Genomic DNA, 20,265 nt, shown 5'->3' with positions numbered 1-20,265 from the left:
TTAATGCTCTTTGGTTACTTCGCGGAAAATATCTTCAAGATTCTTCTCAAAGGGGGTAAGCTCGGTCAAATACCAACCCTTGCTAACACATAAATCGAAAATATTTTTGGCCGAACTTTCACCGGGCTTGCTTTGTACTTCGAATCCGCTTTTTTTATCGGTGCGGAAATCTACTACTGCTACCTGAGGAATTTCCTGCAGGGCTTTAAACACTTTATTGCTATCTTCCTCACCACCGATGGAGACATGAAGGATTTCATGCCCGCTGGCTTGTTTTCTTAGTTCTTCAGGTGTGCCATCGGCAACCAGACGACCTTTATTGACGATAAGTACCCGGTCGCAGGTGGCTTCCACTTCGGCGAGGATATGAGAACTCAGCAATACGGTTTTCTCTTTTCCTATTTGTCGAATAAGTTCCCGTATCTCAATGATTTGGTTGGGGTCCAACCCGGTGGTTGGCTCATCCAGTATCAGCACTTGTGGATCATGAATCAGGGCTTGAGCCAGCCCGACCCGTTGGCGATATCCTTTAGACAGTTCGCCGATTTTTTTGTGTTTTTCCGAATTAAGGCCACACACTCTGACCATTTCGCGAACCCTTTCAACGAGCTTATCGCCCTCCAGTCCTTGCAGTTTACCGGCAAATAGGAGGTAATCAATCACCGGCATATCGCCGTAGAGCGGGTTGTTTTCGGGTAAATACCCGATGGTTTGCTTGGTCTTTTCAGGATGTTGTGTAACACTGATCCCATCAATCAGCACATCCCCTTCGGTAGGGGTCAAATAACCGGTAATGGCCTTCATCGTAGTGGTCTTCCCGGCACCATTAGGCCCCAAAAAACCAAGGATTTCCCCGGTTCTAACCTTGAAGGAGAGCTGATCAAGCGCCTTCTGAGGGCCGTAAAAATGATTCAACTCATTAACTATGATTTCCATATCAATTATGTTTTGATTGGTTATATGATCCAAAAAGCCATAAAAAACCGGGAAATAGAATAAATCTAAAGCCCGGGATCTGTGATATTTTCCTTAAGAAATAGGTGGAATGGAATGCTGAAGCTGTCAATTCCCGGATAGAGCAAAAATCGTATCCATCGTGGAATTGGTATTACCTCATGTCAATGATCTCTACATTAGGATGACTGGCAGGATCAAAAACAAACATGCCCGCATCAAATGGAACATTGGTTTCCATGCTGGTAATATCTATAGTGTAGTTGTTACCGTCTTTACCTATCTGGGTGATTTTGGAGATGTGATTATTTTTTACCTTGATGTAAACTTTAATCCTTGAGTAGGGTTTGTCTCTCTCTTCGGGGAAGAGATCCACAATATTAACTTTTTCTCCTTTAAGGGTTTCTTCACCTGCGAAAATATAGCGAAACCCTTTTTTAGACAGGTTGAAAATGGTAGAAGGGCTTAAGGTTGTCTCATCCGATGGGTCAGGATTGGAAATATTGACTTCATCCACCTCTTTAAGATATGTCCAAAGGGTTTGTCCGTCATAATAACTGTCCACATTCATCACCGATGCTTTGTATTTATCCCCTGCTATTAATATGGTTCCCTGGTGAGAATCGGAAATGTCGGCCTGCGTGTTTTCCATGATAAAAGTAAAATCAGCTTTAATGGAGTTACAGGATTGAATCATTTTACTGACTTGATCCAATATATTCCCGGCTTTAATAACTTCGGGACTTTGGGCAGACATTACTAGGGTTGCAAAAGAAAGTACAAAAACAGGAATAAACAGTTTTTTCATTTTTGGTCAAATTTTTATTGCATGTGCTTAATCAATTACCGTTCCAAAGTCATCTTATGGCGTTAAAAATTTTTTCCAATTCGTATTCATCCTGAACAAGGACCTGTCTGGCTTTGCTTCCTTCAAAGGGGCCAACCACGCCAGCCGCTTCCAGTTGGTCGATAATCCGTCCGGCCCGATTGTAACCAATAGAGAAGCGCCGCTGGATGAGAGAGGTGGATCCCGACTGATTGGCTACCACCACCCGGGCCGCCTCTTCGAACATGGGATCTCGTTTTGAGAGATCTACTTCTCCCGGTTCCGCACCCTCACTTTCACTTCCGGTGTATTCAGGTAACATCAGGGCAGAGGGATAGCCTTGTTGCGCACCAATGTAGTCGTTGATTTTTTCCACTTCCTGAGTGTCCACAAAGGCACACTGTACACGAATGAGGTCGCTGCCCTGGGTGATGAGCATGTCGCCCCGACCAATCAGCTGGTTGGCACCCGGTGAATCAAGAATGGTGCGACTGTCAATCATCGAAGCCACTTTGAAGGCCACGCGGGTGGGGAAGTTGGCTTTTATAACACCTGTAATGATATTCGTGGACGGCCGTTGAGTGGCAATAATCATATGGATCCCTACTGCTCTGGCAAGCTGTGCAATTCGCGCAATGGGCATTTCCACATCTTTCCCTGCGGTCATAATAAGATCTGCAAATTCATCGATAATGACCACGATATAGGGCATGAAGCGGTGACCCTTTTCGGGATTCAGCTGTCGTTTCACAAACTTGTGATTGTATTCTTTAATATTTCTGGCATGTGCCTTTTTCAATAGTTCGTACCGTTGATCCATCTCAATGGTGAGCGAATGAAGCGTGTTGACCACTCGCTGGACATCGGTAATGATAGGTTCGTCCTCATCGGGAAGTTTGGCCAGAAAATGCTTTTCAATTTTACTGTAAATGCTAAGTTCTACCTTTTTGGGGTCCACCAACACAAACTTCAACTGTGATGGGTGTTTTTTGTAGAGTAGGGAGGTGATGATAGCATTGAGCCCCACAGATTTACCTTGTCCGGTAGCCCCTGCCACCAACATGTGTGGTGCTTTCGTCAGGTCGAGCATGAACGTTTCGTTGCTAATGGTTTTCCCAAAAGCAATGGGGAGTTCATATTTGCTGTTTTGGAACTTTTTGGAGGTAATGATCGACCTCATGGATACAATTTCAGGTTCCGAGTTCGGCACCTCAATACCAATCGTACCCCTTCCGGGTATAGGCGCAATGATACGGATTCCAAGCGCTGCCAGAGACAAAGCAATGTCATCTTCCAGATTTTTAATCTTGGAGATGCGCACTCCCGGAGCAGGGACAATCTCGTAGAGCGTAATGGTAGGCCCCACGGTGGCTTTTATGCTTCTAATCTCAATTTTGTAATCTTCCAGTGTTTTTACAATTCGGTTTTTATTAGAGATTAGCTCCTCTTCACCCACTTGTCCCACATCGGAACTACGTTCATCCAAAAGGTCAAACGTGGGAAGCTCATACGATGAGAGATCTAACGTGGGATCGTAATCCCCAAGCGGTTTACCTTCGTTTTGATGAAGCATCTCTTCATGGGCTGCCTTTTCGATGGTAAGCTCCAGTGTTTCTTTGTTTTCTTGATATTCCAGTGTTTGATCAGTATTTTTGGGGTCCAGTTCCTTCTCAAAGGTCGAAGCCTTTGGCGTATCATCCTGTTCACTTTCATTTACGTGGATGGTAGCCGGTTGCATTTCCACTTTTTCTGGTTGGGGCATGATCGGTTCAATGGCATCTTCAGGTTCCTCTATTGTAGCCACAACAGCATTATTATTGACTTCATTCTTAGATACCTCGGGCACCGGATTGGAGGACGATGAACCTTTTTTTCGAAAGGGTTTTAAAATAAACGGGATAAATCCGTCGAAGGTGAAAGAGAGATAGGCAGTTAACGACAGCAAAATCAGGATATACATTCCTGCCCGACCTATGGCAGCCTGAAGCCACATACTCATGAAAAAGCCGTGAGCACCGCCCAACAATAGATATTGATCATTGACCGAGTCGATAAACAGAAAGCCTAATGTTACCGATAGCCAAATAGTTATTAAGGCTAAATGAATAAAAATGTGGGAGAGTTTCATGACTTTGGCACCCAGTAACTTTATACCGGCCATAAATAATAAAACGAGCAATGAGGAAGCCGCCACTCCGAACCAATCATTGATAAATGTATTGGCCAACCAGGCACCCATTTTTCCGGTCCAGTTCTCCACAGTGACTTCTGAATTACGAATAAATTCCCAAAAATCAATGTCGAACTTACTGCGGTCGGCAAATCCGGTAAAGAAAAAGGACATGAAAGCCAGGGCAAGATAGAAAGAAAAGGATACCAGTGCCATTCCGCTAATAAACCGGAATTTGTAGTTTTTGAAGCCGGTTTCCCATTGTGAAAGACCTGACTTTTTTCTTTTTTTCCCTTTCTTGTTTTTTTGTCCTGTGCTCATGGTTTGTTTTTGGTTGTTTTCAGGCAAAATATTTAGTGTTTCAACTCTTTCTACTTCTTGAATGAGTGTCTGTTTTTAGTAAATATATAATCTCGTGCCATCGGTTAAATGGAACGCGCACGACTAAGTTTTATTATCCTCATTTTCCCGAAGGATCAGCACATGCTGTTATCCGCTTTCTTGCCATTCCTGTTACCATGGTTTTCTATAATTGGCACGAAAAGCACATCCTGATTGCAAAATTAATAAATTGAGCCACCTTTTCACCGAAGATTTTTGATAAAAAATCATTAATCAATGTAGGATCCCGGAAATGATTTGTTCTATTTCTTTTATGGTGGTTGGTTGGTAGTCGGCAGGGACCTTGAAGAGCGAATCGGAAAGGTTTTTTTTCTCTATTTGCGATGAATTAAGTGAGAACAACAGCTCATTAAAATAGATCGAATACTCAAGCATAACTCCCGGAATCTGAGAGAATGGGGTATTTTTATTTGTGGTGGCATTGGCAATTTGTGGGCAATACCAAACTTCAATGTCGGTATTGATTCGGTTGTTGAGGTGAATCATTGCTTTTTGAGTGGGATAACCCAGAATGGTTCGTGAGGTGTCCGAATCAAAGGTGAGGGTTCCGTTTTTTAAACTCTGAAAAATGAATAGTTTACGGCTCTCGGAGGAAGGGACAAACACTTTTTTGTTTATGATCTTTAGCAAAGTAATGGTACTGTCGGTGGAATGGTTAGAAATAAAATCAAGCTGGTAAAGACCCATATTTCCTTTAAAAGAAATGCGTTCCTGTCCCGGGCGGAAATAGTAGATCATCTTATCCGGTAAAAGAAAGGAAAAAGGTTTTTCCTTGGTTGTAGAGGGATAGGAAATGGTGTAATTGACAATTCCTTCATTCATACTCAAATCGCTTCTCTTTTCCTTTTTTGTTCCGCATCCTTCAAAGATGCAAAGCAATGAATAAAGGGTAAAAAGTGTTAGAAAGCTTCTGCCAAGATTGTTGCTTAGTGTCTTCATATATTCTTTCCCCGGGTTCTTATGTCATGAAATTCACTTATAGAAAAGCGGATGGTTGCTGTTTTTTTAATAGGTAAGGGGTATTTTCCAAAACTAAAGGAAAAAAATGAAACTACGGGCATCACTCATGGTATCTTTTGCTTTACTCATCAAAAATCCGAATCCGCAATCTGAGGAATTATAGATTCCTTTAACGAGTTCTGCTTTTGTGGATAATGACAACAGTCATTGGAAAAATTACTTTTTGTAACGAACATAGTAGTGCCAAAATGATCCTTTGGATCTCGCATTATTACTATGCCTTTTAGGTAGGGACCAAGTAATGTTTTTCGAAAACTAATGATTAGGCGCAATAATACATAATGAAGGGTGGAAACTTTTGATGGTTGGATTTTTAGGCGGTAATGGGCACTTTATTTAAGGACCAAGAAAGAAGTAACATACAATAAAACCTGACTTAAAAAGAGACAAATGAGTAAACTTGCTGTAGTCGCCTTGGGGGGAAATGCCCTCTTGCGAAACCATCAGGACGGAACCATCGAAGAACAGGAAGCCAACACCACCGAAACGTTGGAGAACCTGATCTTTCTGGTTAAAGAAGGATATAATCTGGTTTTTACACATGGAAACGGACCTCAGGTGGGAAATATTCTTATGCGTAATGATGCCGGTGAGAAACAGTACGGATTGCCTCAAATGCCATTGGATATCTGCGTGGCAGACAGCCAGGGAGGTATCGGTTACATGATTGAACGTTGCTTAATAAATGTTCTTCAGAAGCACAAGCTCAATAGAAAAGTGTTAACACTTATGACGCTTACTGAAGTAGATCCGAACGACTTGGCATTTAAGAACCCTACAAAGCGAATTGGAAAGGTGCTGACCAAAGCAGAGGCAGATCATCTTTCCGATGAAAAAGGATGGGTTTTCAAAGAGGATAAAAAAAATGCCGGAGGATACCGAAGGGTGGTAGCCTCTCCTGAACCTAAATCTATAATGAACAGCGAAGTAATTGAGAACAACGCACGCGCAGGAACCATCGTTATTGCCGTTGGTGGCGGGGGAATCCCGGTTTATACAGATGAAAATGAGGTGGTGAGACCATCTGAGGCAGTTGTTGATAAAGATCTTGCCTCATCTCTTCTTGCCACGCAGATTAAAGCAGATGAACTTTATATTTTGACGGATGTTCCGTTTGTGTATGCTAATTTTGGTGAGCCCAATCAGAAAAAGCTGGAGTTTTTGAATTATTCTGATGCTTTGGAATACTTAAAAGCAGGAACCTTTGGGGAAGGCAGTATGGCACCCAAAATTAAAGCTGCCCTCTCATTTATCGAGAAGGGGGGATATAAAAGCATCATCACTGAGTCCAAAAAACTGGTTGATAAATCTTATGGCACCAAAATTACCATGGAATACGACGAACAGGACCTGCAAAAGTACCAACCTTAAGTGTTTGTGGCCTCTTGCACTGGTTAATGCTGCATCTGGTCCATCCCTGTTTGGCCTATTCCCGGAACCTTTAATCTGCGTTTTGATATCTTATAACTATGAATTTAAAACTTTACAATTATGGCTTTTAATCTCAAGAACAGACATTTTCTAAAACTTCTGGATTTTGCACCAAAGGAAATTGGGTTTCTGTTAGATCTGTCACGTCAATTGAAGGCCGCCAAATACTCAGGCACTGAACATCAACGACTGAAGGGAAAAAACATTGCCCTTATATTTGAGAAAACCTCTACCCGAACGCGTTGTGCTTTTGAGGTGGCGGCCTACGATCAAGGGGCGCATGTTACTTATTTGGGGCCATCAGGCTCACAAATAGGGCATAAAGAATCGATGAAGGATACAGCCAGAGTGTTAGGACGTATGTATGATGGCATTGAGTATCGTGGTTTTTCGCAGCAGATTGTGGAAGAATTGGCCAAATATGCCGGTGTCCCCGTATGGAACGGACTTACCGATGAATTTCATCCCACCCAGATTCTGGCCGACTTCCTGACCATGCAGGAACACTCCTCCTTGCCTTTGGAGCAGGTTTCGTTTGCTTATCTGGGCGATGGCCGAAATAACATGGCGAATTCCCTCTTGGTGGGTGCAGCAAAAATGGGAATGGATGTTCGCATTGTAGGGCCTAATTCCCTTCAGCCTGCACCCGATCTGGTAGAACAATGCCGCCTGATAGCCAAAGAAACGGGGGCCGTTGTAACGATTACCGATGATGTGAAAAAAGGGGTGGAGGGCTGCGATTTTCTCTACACCGATGTATGGGTATCAATGGGAGAGCCGGAAGAGGTATGGAACGATCGGATACAACTTTTAAAGCCTTTCCAGGTGAATGCTAAAACCATGGAAATGACCGGAAATCCTGCCTGCAAATTCATGCATTGCCTGCCCGCTTTTCATAACCGAGAAACCAAGGTGGGAGAGGAGATCTTCAATAAATATGGCTTGGACGGATTAGAGGTCACTGAAGAGGTCTTCGAATCGCCTGCTTCCATCGTGTTTGACCAGGCTGAAAACCGATTGCATACCATTAAGGCTGTTATGGTTGCTACATTGGGAATGTAATTTTATTGGATACAAAGATATTGTATAATTACCCTACCCCAATGTGGGTAGGGTGATTTATGGCGCGTGATTTCTGTTTAGTCTGGAAAACGTCATAACGAATGGAACAATTAGATTATTGCTGCCAAGCAAATGGGTTCATACTCATAAAGAAGGGGGAACCCGACCAATAACTGAGATGAATTTTATACCGATGAAGGAAGAAAATAATTTTGATTTATTGCGCGAACATCTTGCCAATGAACGTACTTTCCTGGCCTGGATAAGAACGGGGTTGGCTTTGATGGGCTTTGGATTTGTGATTATTAAATTTTCTTTTTTCCTGCAAGAACTGGCTTTATGGGCTGAACCTAATGATGAAACCTCTGTGCATTACTCCAATCATTTGGGTGTGTCAATGGTAGCTGCCGGAATTCTATTGTCTCTTTTTTCCTATTTGAGATATAGAAAAATAGGGAAACAATTGAGTAAGAGGACTTTTTCAACCTCCTTCTCATTTTCAATGATATTGACCATTATAATTATTCTTATTGGCTGTTTTGTCTTTGTAATTTATTTGTTTCCGATGATTTGTGGCCCATTCAAGAACTGCTGATAATCCATGACCAAACTACAATTGCCCGCAAGAATAATTCCTTTTCGCGCTCCTTGTGGGTTGACGTAAACAACCCCAAAATGGACATAAAACTGGTTGGCTTACACGGGAATCTGACTCAATTCAAGCTTTTTTTTCTCCAAGATATCTGTAGCTCTTGAAGCATTAACGAAAAGAATGTCGTCAAGCGACTTAAAATCTTTGAAGAATTCAGTACCTCGTTGTTTTATATGTTCTTCCCTGAATCCCATGATGATTAATCCCGCTTTGCTCGATTTCTCATAAATAATTTCATGAACCGGTTGATTGCCAGTGGCCGGCACAATCTCTATATTGGAAAGAGTTATCGGCAAACGCCCTTCTTTGACCAGCAGATCCAGATCTTCACGGGTCTTTTCCAGATGTTCCGGAGCGCAGATACTGAAAATCTTGATTTTACTCTTTTTCCAATCGGGATGCCCCAAAATAATATAGCCCAAAAGAATCATCAGGTTGGCATTTAGATAATCCACCGGTCGAATCCATACATGAATGCCATTTCGGAATCGAGGTGTCGATTGACCGGTGCCAAAGACGCAGACGTCATATTCTCCGGCTTTGGTTAATGATATGTTGTCTATGATGCGTTCCAGCTCTTCGGGCTGGTTTTTATCATATTCAAATACTACCATATTGTTCTCCATTCCGGAGATGCTGGGGGCCTGAATGATCTGAGCGATGGCAGAGGTATAGGAGGGCGATATCATCGTGTCAATATAAAGAGAGCTGTTTTCTTCTTTTTGAAGGTCTATGATCTCTTGCATTATTTCACGGGATTTCTGAAACGTTTGACGGCTGAAATAATCTTCTATGAAATGGAAATAAGTGCCAAATCCATGACGGTATGAAATCCAATTCATTAAATCAAAAATTTTGGGGCGCTCAAATGAATGAGACGAAATGCAAACTGCTGCAGGACGCCATTCCTCTTTCTCTGCAGGGCCCTGATTTTTTTGCATATAGACCTGTAACCGTCGGTTCAGCTGAAACAAGGCTCCCTTAAATAAATTTACAAGTCCGCTCCGGTCTTTGTGATAATGCTCTATTACTAAATATATGAGAATGATTAAACTATAGGCAAGAATCGTGTAAACAGGGTTTATCATAAACATGACCCAAACCGAAAGTACAAAGCCCATGAGAGAAAAATACCATTTCGACCGGAAACGAGGCCGATACGAAGGAGAAGACCCAAAATGATTCAAAAAACTGATTAAACACAACGAACCGTATGTGATTAGGAAAAACATGGATATCACCTCGGCAACGGCATCTACATTGCCCAGTGCCACAAAAACAAACGCAATGACAAAGGCGACAAGAGAAGCGTTACGGGGCTCATTGGTTTCGCCTTTCCCTTTGGCCAAAACACTGTTTATTCGGGAAATGGGAAGACTACGGTCGCCGGCCAATGCCTGAAGCGTTCGGGGTGCAACCAATACTGATCCCAATGCCGATGAAAGCGTAGAGGCCGCCAGGCCCAATAATACAAATATACTGCCTCCTACGGCTATTTCAGACATAATTAACTGATTGGATAATAAGGATTCGGTTGGAACCGAGGAGGCCATCTTCCATACAACTAATATGTAGATGAACATTCCCAGAAATGTGGCCAGCATTGTCCCCAGAGGTAAGGATTTTCCCGGCTCCTTAAGATCACCACTCAATCCGACTCCTGCTGTCATGCCGGTAAAGGCAGGAAAACAGATGGCAAACACGGAAAAAAACGATTCCCGGTTCGAAAAATTAAAGTTGCTGCTGAAAAACTCTCCGGGAACGGATTCATTGGCGCCGTGTCCAAGAAAAAACAATAATAATGACAAGAATAGGAGGCCGGCAACTCCAAACAGCATCCCTACGCCAAGGTTTGCCCCTTTACGTAGTATTAATACTCCAAGAATGATCAATACCGGTAGACTGATGGCTTGGCGAGGCAAATCCCATCCAAAGTGTAAACTCCACCAGTTGAATACCATTTCGAAGGTCTCTGTAAAGGCTATTATGTAAAAGGCGATACTGATTGCTTGCGAAAGAAATAGTGCCACCCCAATAGTGGCTCCGATATTTAATCCAAACGAACGTGATATAATGAAATATTCTCCGCCACCTTCCACCCGCGTGTTGGTTGATATTTCCGAAATGGCCAATGCCGTGGGAATGGTAATCAGATGACCCAAAACGATCAGCAGCAAGCTGCCTAGAAATCCTATCGTGCCAACGGCATATCCAAAGCGAAGAAACAGGATTGCACCCAATATGGTGGATATCGCCGTTATAAATACCGGGGCAGTGCCAAACCGGCGAGCCGATTGCGTAATTTCTGACGGATTCATATTCTTTTGTTGTTTGTGATTATTCGAAATAAAAATAACACTTTCTCACATACCAAATTCTCTTTTTACATATATTTATCCCCTTATCGGCTATGCGAGTACATATATTGTTTATCAAGTTAAGAATAAATATCTGAGTTTTCCTGCAATATTGTTGAAAATTAAAAAATGAGCATGATGGAATCCAAACGTTGTGAATGGTGTGGAACGGATCCTCTGTATGTCAAATATCATGATGAAGAATGGGGTAGACCCATCTTTGATGATCGAAAACTTTTTGAATTTTTGATTCTGGAAGGCTTTCAGGCCGGCTTGAGTTGGATTACCATTTTAAGAAAACGCGATCATTTCAGAGTGGCGTTTGATGATTTCGACTATCTCAAAATTGCCAAATATTCCGAAGTGGATTTTCTGCGGCTGATGCAAAATGAAGGAATTGTACGAAATAAGTTGAAAATCAAAGCGGCTATCACCAATGCACGCGCATTTATGGATGTTCAGAAAGAATTTGGAAGTTTTAGCAACTATATATGGGGCTTTGTCGACGGAAAACCCATTAACAACCTGTATCAAAAACTTGAAGATATTCCGGCATCCACACCTTTATCCGACCGAATAAGCAAAGACTTGAAAAAGAGAGGGTTTAAATTTGTCGGCTCCACCATTGTTTATGCGCACATGCAGGCCACAGGAATGGTGAATGATCACATTACCGGCTGTTTTGTTCATAAACAATTGTGCCCCAATGCTCAGAATGTATGAATGGGGTTATAGTTTTTTGGCTTCTTCCCATATTTTATTCATCTCATCAAGCGACAGATCCTTTAAATCTACCCCTTGCTTTATGGTTTTTTGTTCCAGGTAATTAAACCGTTTAATGAACTTTTGGTTGGTGCGTTCCAGGGCATTCTCGGGGTTAACACCATATAAACGAGCGGCATTGATGATGGAAAAAAGCAGATCCCCAAATTCATCTTCTATGGAATCGGGGCTGCCGTGTGCTATTTCTGCCTTCACCTCGCTAAGCTCTTCCTGTACTTTATCCCATACTTGTTCCCGATGTTCCCAGTCAAACCCCACACCACGTGTCTTTTCCTGAATACGGTTGGCCTTCACCATGGCAGGAAGGCTATTGGGAACGCCCGCCAATACCGATCGGTTGCCATCTTTTTCTTTCAGTTTTAACCGTTCCCAGTTCTGTTCCACTTCTTGGGCATCCTTTACTGCTTTGTTGCCAAAAATATGGGGATGACGGTAGATCAGCTTCTCAATGAGTGTGTCAATAACATCTTTTATGGTAAAAGCATGCTTCTCTTCACCTATTTTGGAATAAAAGACGATGTGCAATAGTAAATCGCCCAACTCTTTACGGATGGCTTCTTTGGAGTCTTTTATGATGGCTTCGGCCAGTTCGTATGTTTCTTCTATGGTTTGGGTCCTTAACGATTCATTGGTCTGCTGACGATCCCATGGACATTGTTCTCTGAGTTGGTCCATCACTTCCAGTAATTTCCCAAAGGCTTCTTTTTTCTCCTGTAAGCTCATGACAGCTGTTTCTCCCTTTTTTTTAATGCCTCAAAGGTAGTGATTGTAAGCCAGCTTTGAAAACAACCACCGACTTCGGTTGGAAATTTTAAGATTTACATTTTTATATCGAATCTTAATGCTTGGGCACGGTTAAGATACATTTTCGTAATCCACGATGTTAAATTTTTCAAAATATGTTTTAACTTGCGCTCTTATTTATCATGATTTTGGAAGAAATTAGCATCAAGATATGAATGTTGCCACATTTGATGTAATCCTGGTATTTCTGGTTCTGGCTTTTATTCTTATTTCCCTTTATCGGGAATTGATGGGGGCGGCTTTTACCTTCTTTATTGCGGTCATGGTGCTGGGAATTTTTAAGGTTCTTACGCCATCCGAAATTTTGGCAGGATTCGCCAACGAACAGATTGCAGTGATTATTATGCTATTATTGTTGGGCGACACCATCCGGCAAACCTCGGTTATTGAGGCTATTTTTGAAAAAGCTTTTCCCAGATCCATGAAATACAAGGGGTTTTTGGCTCGAATGATGATTTGGGTTGGGAGCTTCTCGGCTTTTTTAAATAACACTCCGCTGGTGGCTGTCATGATGCCTTATGTTCATCAATGGAGTCGACGTCATAATATTGCCCCTTCAAAACTTTTGATTCCGCTTTCTTATGCCGCCATATTGGGTGGATGTGTAACCCTGATTGGGACTTCTACAAACCTTATTGTCAATGGAATGGTGGTGGATCAGGACATTTTTCCCGCTATGCCTGCCCTCGATATGTTCGATTTTTTCTATGCCGGATTTCCGGCCCTCGTTATTGGAATGTTATATCTCTTTTTCTTTTCTTACCGTTTGCTTCCCAACCGAAAAAGTGTCATGGAGGAGTATTCTACCTCCGATCGTAAATATTTGGTTGAGGCTGAAGTCCGGCCTAATAGCCATCTGGTTGGAAAAACCCTTCAAGAAGCGGAAATTCAGGATATGGAAGGCCTTGTTTTAATTGAAATTATACGAGGAAATAAACTGTTTCAGATCTTTTCCGACAATTTCCGACTGATGGAGGGAGACCTGCTGAGATTCGCCGGCGAAAATAAAAATGTGGTCAGACTGATGTCTGAAAACAGTGGCCTAACGCTTCCTACGGTTGGTATGATGTCTAAAATGAAAAAAACACAGGTGGTGGAGGTGGTCGTTTCTCATAATTCTACTTTGATCACTAAAACCATTAAGGATATTAATTTCAGGGGACGGTACGATGCTGCACTCTTGGCACTCCACCGGAATGGCGAAAGGGTTTTGGGGAAAATGGATGATGTAAAACTTAAAGCCGGTGACGTTCTTATGCTTTTGGTGGGGGAAGCTTTTATCAGCAGAATAGAGAGTGAACAGGATTTTTATCTCATCTCCAAAATTAGAGAATTCAACCGAACCGAAAAATATAAAATTTACACCCTTTTGGGAGGTACGCTCCTGGCCATTCTCCTGTCGGCCGTCAAGCTGGTTCCGCTCTTTATTGGGCTTTTTGTGGTGTTGATTGTGGTATCGGCCCTGAAAATTGTCTCGCCCAAAGATTTGCCGCGGAGCATCGACTATAACCTGGCCGCGATCATTGCTCTCTCGCTCGCGTTGGGAACGGCCATGATTAAAACAGGTGTGGCTGATATGGTGGCCAATCTCATCATCAGTGTTTTTCTTCCTTTTGGAAGGGTGATGCTTCTCTTTGGTATTTATCTCATCACCTCTATGATGGCCGCTTATATTACCAATAAAGCGGCAGTTGCCATCGTTTTTCCCATATCCTTAACGGCTGCCAAAACCCTTGGTTTGGATCCCGAACCGTTTGCTTTGGTCGTCTCTTTTGCGGCGGCTGCCAATTTTATTACCCCTATTGGCTATCAAACCAACTTAATGGTTTATGGCCCGGGAAACTACAATTTCAAAGATTTCTTTAAAATTGGTTTTCCCCTGACCATTATTTATATGGTTATCACCATTTCTGTGTTGAGTTTGATGTACTTCACCTGATGACTTAGACTCGCTGATAACATCGAACCCAGCTGATCTCCAGAATGCCCGGTAATTCCTTTTCTTCCGGATCTTCCGTCAATAGCGTACAAAAGGTGAGATACATTGGCTCATGTGGTATATTTTGGGTTTGACGATTTACCACAACTCCGTTGACACGCCAAATCATCTCTTTTTCACTCCAATCCAGCGTGTAGATGTAAAAATCATTGGTGAAACGTGTTCCGTTGATGCGCTTGGTCGACTCATTTATTTTTTTCCTGTCCACCTCCGATATTACTCCGGCTTCAAGCAGGCGTCCTCCGGGATACATCGATTTAAAGATGTCAACATGAGGAACCATTTTTTCGCCTACCATCCAAAACGCATGGATGAAAGGATAGGCTTTGTTAAAACGAACTTTGGCTTCAAACCGACCATATCGCTGACGAAAACTTTGACCCGTACTGATCAAGCCCGAGGTGTAGTTGTAGGCCTTTTTCTGAAATCCCCACTTCGGACTCCATACCTTGCCTTCTACGTTCTCCTTTCGCGTTACGATTCTTAACATGGAATCTCTGACCTCTATATTGGAAGGGGTATAATACTGTTCTTCTCCTTCCAGTGAATAGCTGTCGTTCATCAATGCTTTGCCCCAATAATATCCCGTTATCCATTTCTTTGTATCCAGGGTTGGCTCATCGAAATTATCTTCAAACGTGAGTTTCCATTTCTTGAGATCTTCAAAGGGGTGCTTCTCTTTTTGACTTTGATACCAAACGATATCTTTATTCTTTTTCATCGATTCAAATTCCTTGATCAGAGTAGCCTCTTCCGATTTTTCGAACCGACGACGATCTTCCATAAAAGCCTTAAAATCTTTGAATTTATCAGATTCTGTTAAAGCTTTAAGTTCATAGTATTCCGAAAGACGATCGCTCCCTTCCATCTTCTGAAATGTTTGGTACGACCCCGTCTTTTCATACTTTTTGGCCCATTTGATCTCTTTGTTTTTTCTGAGCTTTTTGTATTCTTTATATTGCTGGTAAGCCTCTGATTTTTTGAATTCGGGACTCGACTTTTCTTTGTAAAATTCTGGTGTGTTGATATATGACTGAAGCTCTCTAAATCGACTAAAGGATGAAGAGGAACGGATCTCTTCCATCTTTTTTCCTTTCCCGCTGCTGAAAACTTTTAGGTAAGTCCTGATATCCCGGTCTTTCTCAAGCTCTCGAAAACGTCGGAGCTTTTGATATTCAGGAGTGTCCTTGAATTTTTTGCGCTTCAGATCTTCGACCTTTTTTTCAAACTCACCCGAATGGATGATCCGATCCAACTCCTGAAATCTTTGATACAAGCTCGAGTTTTCAATTTCCAAATATCGCGCAAAGTCGCTCCTTAACTGATTTTGACGGTCCTCGTATTTCTGGGTGTCAGGAAATTTTCTTCCAAATAAAATATTCAATATACCAGCCATGGCCAATTCTTATTTCTTTTTATTAGTTAAACTTATTTCTTGCAATGGGTTAACTTAAGCAGCCTAATCTTTTTTTTATTGCTCCGGTTTTATCAATGGTCGTTCAAACGAGTGAAATACCGATGGTTTGGATAAACAGGAATTGAATTTTTCATAATTACTGTTTCTATTAAAAAAAATATAACCTTATACGCGTTTGGGGCTTTGTAGGTTTTATTTGGTTTAATATGACTTGTCGAAAATATATGCTAAAACGAAGATAATATTTTGCGCTAATTTATAACGTAATTGCTTGGTAAAATAATATACTTGGCAAATGTTTCAAAAATCATTTTGCTCTTTTATCTGATTTTGAGGGGAATATTGAGTTTTTTGGCGCCTCTTTGATGATAAAGTTCTTTCTTAATGAATGATGGCACCTTTTTTTTTGAGCTCTAAAAAATTAAATTGGAATCCCGATCCTATGCTGAATGCTCCCAAATATCCTTCATTTGAAGGTTGAGATTTCTGAAGGCCATTGATGGCTGAGTCCTCAATTCCTTTTTTTATATTCTCCAACTAATCCCAATGGTCCAAGTTACCTGATGGGTCTTTCGGTTAAAAAATATTTGGTGTTTTGTTATACTGTCATAACGATATAGCTCTCCTTTTATTTTTATTCCCAATGCGTTGGATAAATAGTAACAGGCCTCTGGTTCTATGGAAAGCCTATAGTATGAATCGTCCTGGTCTTCTTCGTATATCCCTATAAATCTAGGTGGCATGGGATGCAGTTGTCCGGGATCAGCAAACATTACGTATACGTAATACTCGGATATGGATTTTAATTCCGATTTGCGGAATCCATATCCGTTCGATAATGACAGTCCTAATATAAATTTTTCGGACAATGGTTTTACATATTTCAGGTTGATCGAAGGAATAAACGTCGTGGTCTCTATTTCTGGTTGGTCGGCTAATACAAACGGAAAGTCGGGGAGGTAAAAACCACTATAAAAATCATAGTTATACTGGTCTTTTCGGTGCAGGTAATCCACCCCAATGCCTATCATTAAATGCGCTGAAATGGCTTGGTTGATTCCAAATTTTATGATTGAACTATTGGTCTCTTGATTCGCATTATAGTTGCCAATGGCTATATCTTCATTATTCGCTCGGTAATTTCCGGATAGCGTAATTTCATATCTCTTTAAATCTTGTCCATTGAGGTAGGATGTAAGGAGTAAAAAAAATACCATTATTGTGATGCTCGCTTTCATGGTTTAAGTCTTTTGGTTAAAAAATGGGTTTGTTAATGATTTTTGGTTCGGAGCAATTCCTGATAATAACACTATATCCTTTTTTTGCCCCGATATGGGAGCGATTCGAATAACAAAATATTGTATAGTGAAAAAACAGAAATGATTCCGATTCTATTTAATGTTTTGCTTTTTTCCTGTTTCTTAATTGAAAAATCAAGACGCGACGCTTAGGCTGAATCCAAGGAGGCTTCAATTAAGGAATGTAATTTTTGTTGACTGTAAATTTAACGTTATACAGATATTCCTCCAAATCATAAGATGTTTTTTTGGTAGATAAGAACTTCGATTATTTTGAATTTTTTTTCACAATTCCAAAGAGAGTACCTATTTGTGAAATCCCGATTTGTTCCTCTGATTTGATCCCGATGGGGCGTAGTTTTGATCCGTTCTTCTTCATAAAAACATTCGACACCTTCGGATTCGTTTTTTTATTCCATTCGGTTGGTGTTCAGTCGGGTAATCACGATTGTATAAATAAAAACTAAAGGAGCAGAATGGGTGGGATTAAAATTGTTGTTCCTCTTTATCACCTCAGTATGAATCGGTAAATGTTTTTTCCCATTCCTGTGGGAATTCTAGGTTGTGGAGCCTGGACTACCTCGAAATTTCCACCCACCTCCGACGGAATGGTATGTTTGTAGAATCTGGTTTTGGGTTATGCATCTTTCTTCCCATGTTCCTTTTCCAACCACTTAAACAAATAATAAAACGCCGACTTTTGCCATTGGGTAAGTCCTCTTTTGCCGTTCATTATTCTGCTCATATTTTCCTTTCTTATATTCAGCAATCGGGCCATATTTGTGTCGGTGAGACCCAATTCTTTTTGTTTTTCCCGTATCGATTCTAATGTAATTTGATCGAGAAATTTATAGGGAACCGCAATAAGGTTGATTTCCCATCCCTCAGGCATGCAACCTTCAAATACTTCCTGGGCTCTTTGCTTGAGGTCTTTGCCTGGGAGGTATTTTTCCGCTTTATTTTCAAGTTGGAAAATCTTAATGGTTACTTCTTTGTTTTCCACGTCAAGGACTTCTATATAAATCCGGGCCAACCGTTTATATTGGTTCGCAGAATGGATTAATTTTTCTCTTTGTTCGGTTGTGAGGTGGGTTAATTTTTCTATTCCTTTCATACTTATAACATTGGAGGGGCTGTAATTCTTCTATATTCTTTTGGTTTTTTCATTCCAAATTGTTTCATCTCCGTTTATTCCTCGTAATATTTCTAATACCCGACACTTCCTTGAAAACCATTTGGCGATAATGAGATAGGATAGGAGATCCGGTTTTTACACACGTAAAATTATCTTTCCGGTTATATTTTTCCAAATCATAATTTTTTTTAGCAAAGAATCCCCAATGGCAATAGAAGGGGCTTTAAGGGCTTGCACTTCATGCCTGCTGCGCGGGTTGATTCTTTTCTTATGCCAACCATTCTTCAGACTGCCAAAGTTTTAAATTCATCTCATCTTGCCGTAAAGCAAGGGGGAAGGGGTTTTTATTTATTGCGGTCAGGCGTTAATAATCTTTAATAATCTTTTAATTCGAAGGGCTTTTCAGGAAAGAATTTTTCATTTTGGATGTTATTGATGTTAATTAAAGTTAAATTAGGGGTGTTATTATAACCTAAATTAACGTATTGCGTATAAACGTTTGCGAATTTGCTTAAATTCTCTCAGCAACGACCGATGGGGATGAAGCAAAGCCGGACAAAATGTTGTAAAAGGGCTTGGGAAACGTGAAGCAACACTCGGGAAACATGAAACAACGCTCGGGAAACGTAAAGCAATGCTTGGGAAACGTAAAGCAATGCTTGGGAAACGTAAAGCAATGCTTGGGAAACATGAAGCAACGCTTGGGAAACGTGAAGCAATGCTCGGGAAACGTGAAGCAACACTTGGGAAACGTGAAGCAACGCTCGGGAAACATGAAGCAGTAGTCAAAAAGTTTTAATTTCTATACATGATATGGTTAATTGAATCTTTGACCTCTGAATAGGTCTGTAAGTTTAACATTAAATTGAGTGCTTATGCCTACGAGACCAAGATTTTCCGAATCAGAAATTATTGAGCAATACAGGGTTTCGCTGGATAACGCTGAAAAACAGACTGAAATTGCCTCAGCTTTGGCCGAACTGGGGTATGATGCCGAAACCATTGCTCAGGGAAAGGCGCTTTTCAATAAAACGCGAGCCGCCTACGATGCCAATAAAATTGAAGATGATGAAACGGCCGAATCCTACCAAAAATGGGCTAACCTGAGAGCTAATCTCGCCGACCGGTATGCTCTGGACCGGAAAAAAGCTAAAGTTATTTTTAGAAACGATGAAGTTACCAAAGAAAAATTGGCCATCTTGGGTACGCTACCTAAAGCCTATGTGAGATGGCTCGAAACGGTGAAAAAGTTCTATTCAGTGGCCCTGAACGACGATGAAATTCAAAGCAAACTGGCTCGACTGAAAATTACTCCCGAGCATCTGACTGAATCCAATCAACTGATTGCTGATGTAGAAAATGCCAGAGCTGACTATCTGCGAGAGTTAGGTGAATCACAAGATGCCACAAAAGCCAAAGATGCAGCCCTCGCAGAAATGGACGATTGGATGCGTGACTTCTACGCCGTAGCCAAAATTGCTCTCGATGATCGCCCTCAATTGATGGAAGCTTTGGGTAAGTTTGTTAGAAGCTAATATGACTGCTTCTCTATGTTTGAGTTTGGCAGGGCCAGACCTACAAAAAATCCCGACTGATAATATCAATCGGGATTTTTTGTGCCCAGAACAGGACTCGAACCTGCACGGCCTGTAACGGCCACCAGCCCCTCAAGCTGGCGTGTCTACCGATTCCACCATCTGGGCAGACACCTTTAATCTTGGAGCGGAAAACGGGACTCGAACCCGCGACCCCGACCTTGGCAAGGTCGTGCTCTACCAACTGAGCTATTTCCGCATTCTTTTTTTGCTGATCTCCTTTTCATCAGCGAGTGCAAAGGTAAAAAATTTTTGTTTTCTCAAAACCTTTTTTTGCCCAAAAAATGGCGTTTTTATTGACTTAAATCGGTAATTTATTCATTTTCATTGATGATCGATTGGTTGGATTTTTTTTATGAG

The 20,265-nt window shown here is 41.4% G+C and carries 16 protein-coding genes and 2 tRNA genes; 7 read left to right on the top strand and 11 right to left on the bottom strand.

Annotated elements, in window-relative coordinates; genetic code table 11:
- The 4 genes from ACT29H_RS09155 to ACT29H_RS09140 form a co-directional block, all read right to left on the bottom strand.
- A complete protein-coding gene (locus ACT29H_RS09155) occupies positions 1-936 on the bottom strand; it encodes an ATP-binding cassette domain-containing protein (protein ID WP_444821318.1) in 936 nt (311 codons plus the stop codon).
- A gap of 172 nt (positions 937-1,108) precedes the next feature.
- The gene (locus ACT29H_RS09150; RefSeq protein WP_444821317.1) at positions 1,109-1,762 is read right to left on the bottom strand and encodes a LolA family protein; all 654 of its coding nucleotides are present in this window, start codon (positions 1,760-1,762) and stop codon (positions 1,109-1,111) included.
- A 49-nt stretch (positions 1,763-1,811) separates the two neighbouring features.
- Entirely contained in the window at positions 1,812-4,271 is a 2,460-nt protein-coding gene (locus ACT29H_RS09145) for a DNA translocase FtsK 4TM domain-containing protein (protein WP_444821316.1), read from the bottom strand.
- A gap of 294 nt (positions 4,272-4,565) precedes the next feature.
- Positions 4,566-5,291 carry a hypothetical protein gene (locus ACT29H_RS09140; protein WP_444821315.1) on the bottom strand — a complete coding sequence of 242 codons (726 nt, stop codon included), beginning with the start codon at positions 5,289-5,291 and terminating at the stop codon, positions 4,566-4,568.
- Between the two features lie 471 nt (positions 5,292-5,762).
- Between ACT29H_RS09140 and ACT29H_RS09135 the strand changes: the two genes are divergently transcribed.
- From ACT29H_RS09135 to ACT29H_RS09125, 3 genes are all read left to right on the top strand, one after another.
- Positions 5,763-6,743: a carbamate kinase gene (locus ACT29H_RS09135; RefSeq protein ID WP_444821314.1), complete on the top strand. Its 981-nt coding sequence runs from the start codon at positions 5,763-5,765 to the stop codon at positions 6,741-6,743.
- A 120-nt stretch (positions 6,744-6,863) separates the two neighbouring features.
- A complete protein-coding gene (locus tag ACT29H_RS09130; RefSeq protein ID WP_444821313.1) occupies positions 6,864-7,865 on the top strand; it encodes an ornithine carbamoyltransferase in 1,002 nt (333 codons plus the stop codon).
- Positions 7,866-8,058: 193 nt separating this feature from the next.
- Complete coding sequence (locus ACT29H_RS09125) at positions 8,059-8,460, top strand: YidH family protein (RefSeq protein ID WP_444821312.1); 402 nt, start codon at positions 8,059-8,061, stop codon at positions 8,458-8,460.
- Positions 8,461-8,561: 101 nt separating this feature from the next.
- Here ACT29H_RS09125 and ACT29H_RS09120 read toward each other — a convergent pair whose 3' ends face one another.
- Complete coding sequence (locus ACT29H_RS09120; protein ID WP_444821311.1) at positions 8,562-10,835, bottom strand: amino acid permease; 2,274 nt, start codon at positions 10,833-10,835, stop codon at positions 8,562-8,564.
- A 168-nt stretch (positions 10,836-11,003) separates the two neighbouring features.
- Here ACT29H_RS09120 and ACT29H_RS09115 point away from each other — a divergent pair, with 168 nt between their 5' ends.
- Positions 11,004-11,597: a DNA-3-methyladenine glycosylase I gene (locus ACT29H_RS09115; RefSeq protein WP_444821310.1), complete on the top strand. Its 594-nt coding sequence runs from the start codon at positions 11,004-11,006 to the stop codon at positions 11,595-11,597.
- Between the two features lie 6 nt (positions 11,598-11,603).
- Here ACT29H_RS09115 and mazG read toward each other — a convergent pair whose 3' ends face one another.
- Positions 11,604-12,380 carry a nucleoside triphosphate pyrophosphohydrolase gene (mazG, locus tag ACT29H_RS09110; protein WP_444821309.1) on the bottom strand — a complete coding sequence of 259 codons (777 nt, stop codon included), beginning with the start codon at positions 12,378-12,380 and terminating at the stop codon, positions 11,604-11,606.
- A 232-nt stretch (positions 12,381-12,612) separates the two neighbouring features.
- Here mazG and ACT29H_RS09105 point away from each other — a divergent pair, with 232 nt between their 5' ends.
- On the top strand, positions 12,613-14,400 hold the full coding sequence (locus ACT29H_RS09105) for an SLC13 family permease (RefSeq protein WP_444821308.1): 1,788 nt from the start codon (positions 12,613-12,615) through the stop codon (positions 14,398-14,400).
- Between the two features lie 4 nt (positions 14,401-14,404).
- Here ACT29H_RS09105 and ACT29H_RS09100 read toward each other — a convergent pair whose 3' ends face one another.
- From ACT29H_RS09100 to ACT29H_RS09090, 3 genes are all read right to left on the bottom strand, one after another.
- Positions 14,405-15,856: a glycoside hydrolase family 16 protein gene (locus ACT29H_RS09100; protein ID WP_444821307.1), complete on the bottom strand. Its 1,452-nt coding sequence runs from the start codon at positions 15,854-15,856 to the stop codon at positions 14,405-14,407.
- A gap of 545 nt (positions 15,857-16,401) precedes the next feature.
- Positions 16,402-17,115: a hypothetical protein gene (locus tag ACT29H_RS09095; RefSeq protein WP_444821306.1), complete on the bottom strand. Its 714-nt coding sequence runs from the start codon at positions 17,113-17,115 to the stop codon at positions 16,402-16,404.
- Positions 17,116-17,812: 697 nt separating this feature from the next.
- Positions 17,813-18,289, bottom strand: coding sequence for a hypothetical protein (locus tag ACT29H_RS09090; protein WP_444821305.1), 477 nt, complete (start codon positions 18,287-18,289; stop codon positions 17,813-17,815).
- 655 nt (positions 18,290-18,944) lie between these two features.
- On the opposite strand from ACT29H_RS09090, the gene ACT29H_RS09085 reads away from it, so the two are divergent.
- Both ACT29H_RS09085 and ACT29H_RS09080 read left to right on the top strand, forming a co-directional pair.
- Positions 18,945-19,109: a hypothetical protein gene (locus ACT29H_RS09085; protein ID WP_444821304.1), complete on the top strand. Its 165-nt coding sequence runs from the start codon at positions 18,945-18,947 to the stop codon at positions 19,107-19,109.
- Between the two features lie 76 nt (positions 19,110-19,185).
- Complete coding sequence (locus ACT29H_RS09080; RefSeq protein ID WP_444821303.1) at positions 19,186-19,845, top strand: hypothetical protein; 660 nt, start codon at positions 19,186-19,188, stop codon at positions 19,843-19,845.
- Between the two features lie 82 nt (positions 19,846-19,927).
- Here ACT29H_RS09080 and ACT29H_RS09075 read toward each other — a convergent pair.
- Together ACT29H_RS09075 and ACT29H_RS09070 are read right to left on the bottom strand one after the other, a co-directional pair.
- Positions 19,928-20,013, bottom strand: a tRNA-Leu gene (locus ACT29H_RS09075).
- 15 nt (positions 20,014-20,028) lie between these two features.
- Positions 20,029-20,104, bottom strand: a tRNA-Gly gene (locus ACT29H_RS09070).
- Positions 20,105-20,265 lie beyond the last annotated feature (161 nt).

Source organism: Thermophagus sp. OGC60D27, from assembly GCF_052400625.1.
GTDB lineage: Bacteria > Bacteroidota > Bacteroidia > Bacteroidales > Marinilabiliaceae > Thermophagus.
Note: the sequence above shows the minus strand (reverse complement) of the source record. Positions and strands in the feature narration are given on the sequence as shown.

Excerpts from the sequence above, each read along its gene's own strand:
- ACT29H_RS09155 (WP_444821318.1), bottom strand. The coding sequence starts at position 936 with ATGGAAATCATAGTTAATGAGTTGAATCATTTTTACGGCCCTCAGAAG.
- ACT29H_RS09150 (WP_444821317.1), bottom strand. The coding sequence starts at position 1,762 with ATGAAAAAACTGTTTATTCCTGTTTTTGTACTTTCTTTTGCAACCCTA.
- ACT29H_RS09145 (WP_444821316.1), bottom strand. The coding sequence starts at position 4,271 with ATGAGCACAGGACAAAAAAACAAGAAAGGGAAAAAAAGAAAAAAGTCA.
- ACT29H_RS09140 (WP_444821315.1), bottom strand. The coding sequence starts at position 5,291 with ATGAAGACACTAAGCAACAATCTTGGCAGAAGCTTTCTAACACTTTTT.
- ACT29H_RS09135 (WP_444821314.1), top strand. The coding sequence starts at position 5,763 with ATGAGTAAACTTGCTGTAGTCGCCTTGGGGGGAAATGCCCTCTTGCGA.
- ACT29H_RS09130 (WP_444821313.1), top strand. The coding sequence starts at position 6,864 with ATGGCTTTTAATCTCAAGAACAGACATTTTCTAAAACTTCTGGATTTT.
- ACT29H_RS09125 (WP_444821312.1), top strand. The coding sequence starts at position 8,059 with ATGAAGGAAGAAAATAATTTTGATTTATTGCGCGAACATCTTGCCAAT.
- ACT29H_RS09120 (WP_444821311.1), bottom strand. The coding sequence starts at position 10,835 with ATGAATCCGTCAGAAATTACGCAATCGGCTCGCCGGTTTGGCACTGCC.
- ACT29H_RS09115 (WP_444821310.1), top strand. The coding sequence starts at position 11,004 with ATGAGCATGATGGAATCCAAACGTTGTGAATGGTGTGGAACGGATCCT.
- mazG (WP_444821309.1), bottom strand. The coding sequence starts at position 12,380 with ATGAGCTTACAGGAGAAAAAAGAAGCCTTTGGGAAATTACTGGAAGTG.
- ACT29H_RS09105 (WP_444821308.1), top strand. The coding sequence starts at position 12,613 with ATGAATGTTGCCACATTTGATGTAATCCTGGTATTTCTGGTTCTGGCT.
- ACT29H_RS09100 (WP_444821307.1), bottom strand. The coding sequence starts at position 15,856 with ATGGCTGGTATATTGAATATTTTATTTGGAAGAAAATTTCCTGACACC.
- ACT29H_RS09095 (WP_444821306.1), bottom strand. The coding sequence starts at position 17,115 with ATGAAAGCGAGCATCACAATAATGGTATTTTTTTTACTCCTTACATCC.
- ACT29H_RS09090 (WP_444821305.1), bottom strand. The coding sequence starts at position 18,289 with ATGAAAGGAATAGAAAAATTAACCCACCTCACAACCGAACAAAGAGAA.
- ACT29H_RS09085 (WP_444821304.1), top strand. The coding sequence starts at position 18,945 with ATGCTTGGGAAACGTAAAGCAATGCTTGGGAAACGTAAAGCAATGCTT.
- ACT29H_RS09080 (WP_444821303.1), top strand. The coding sequence starts at position 19,186 with ATGCCTACGAGACCAAGATTTTCCGAATCAGAAATTATTGAGCAATAC.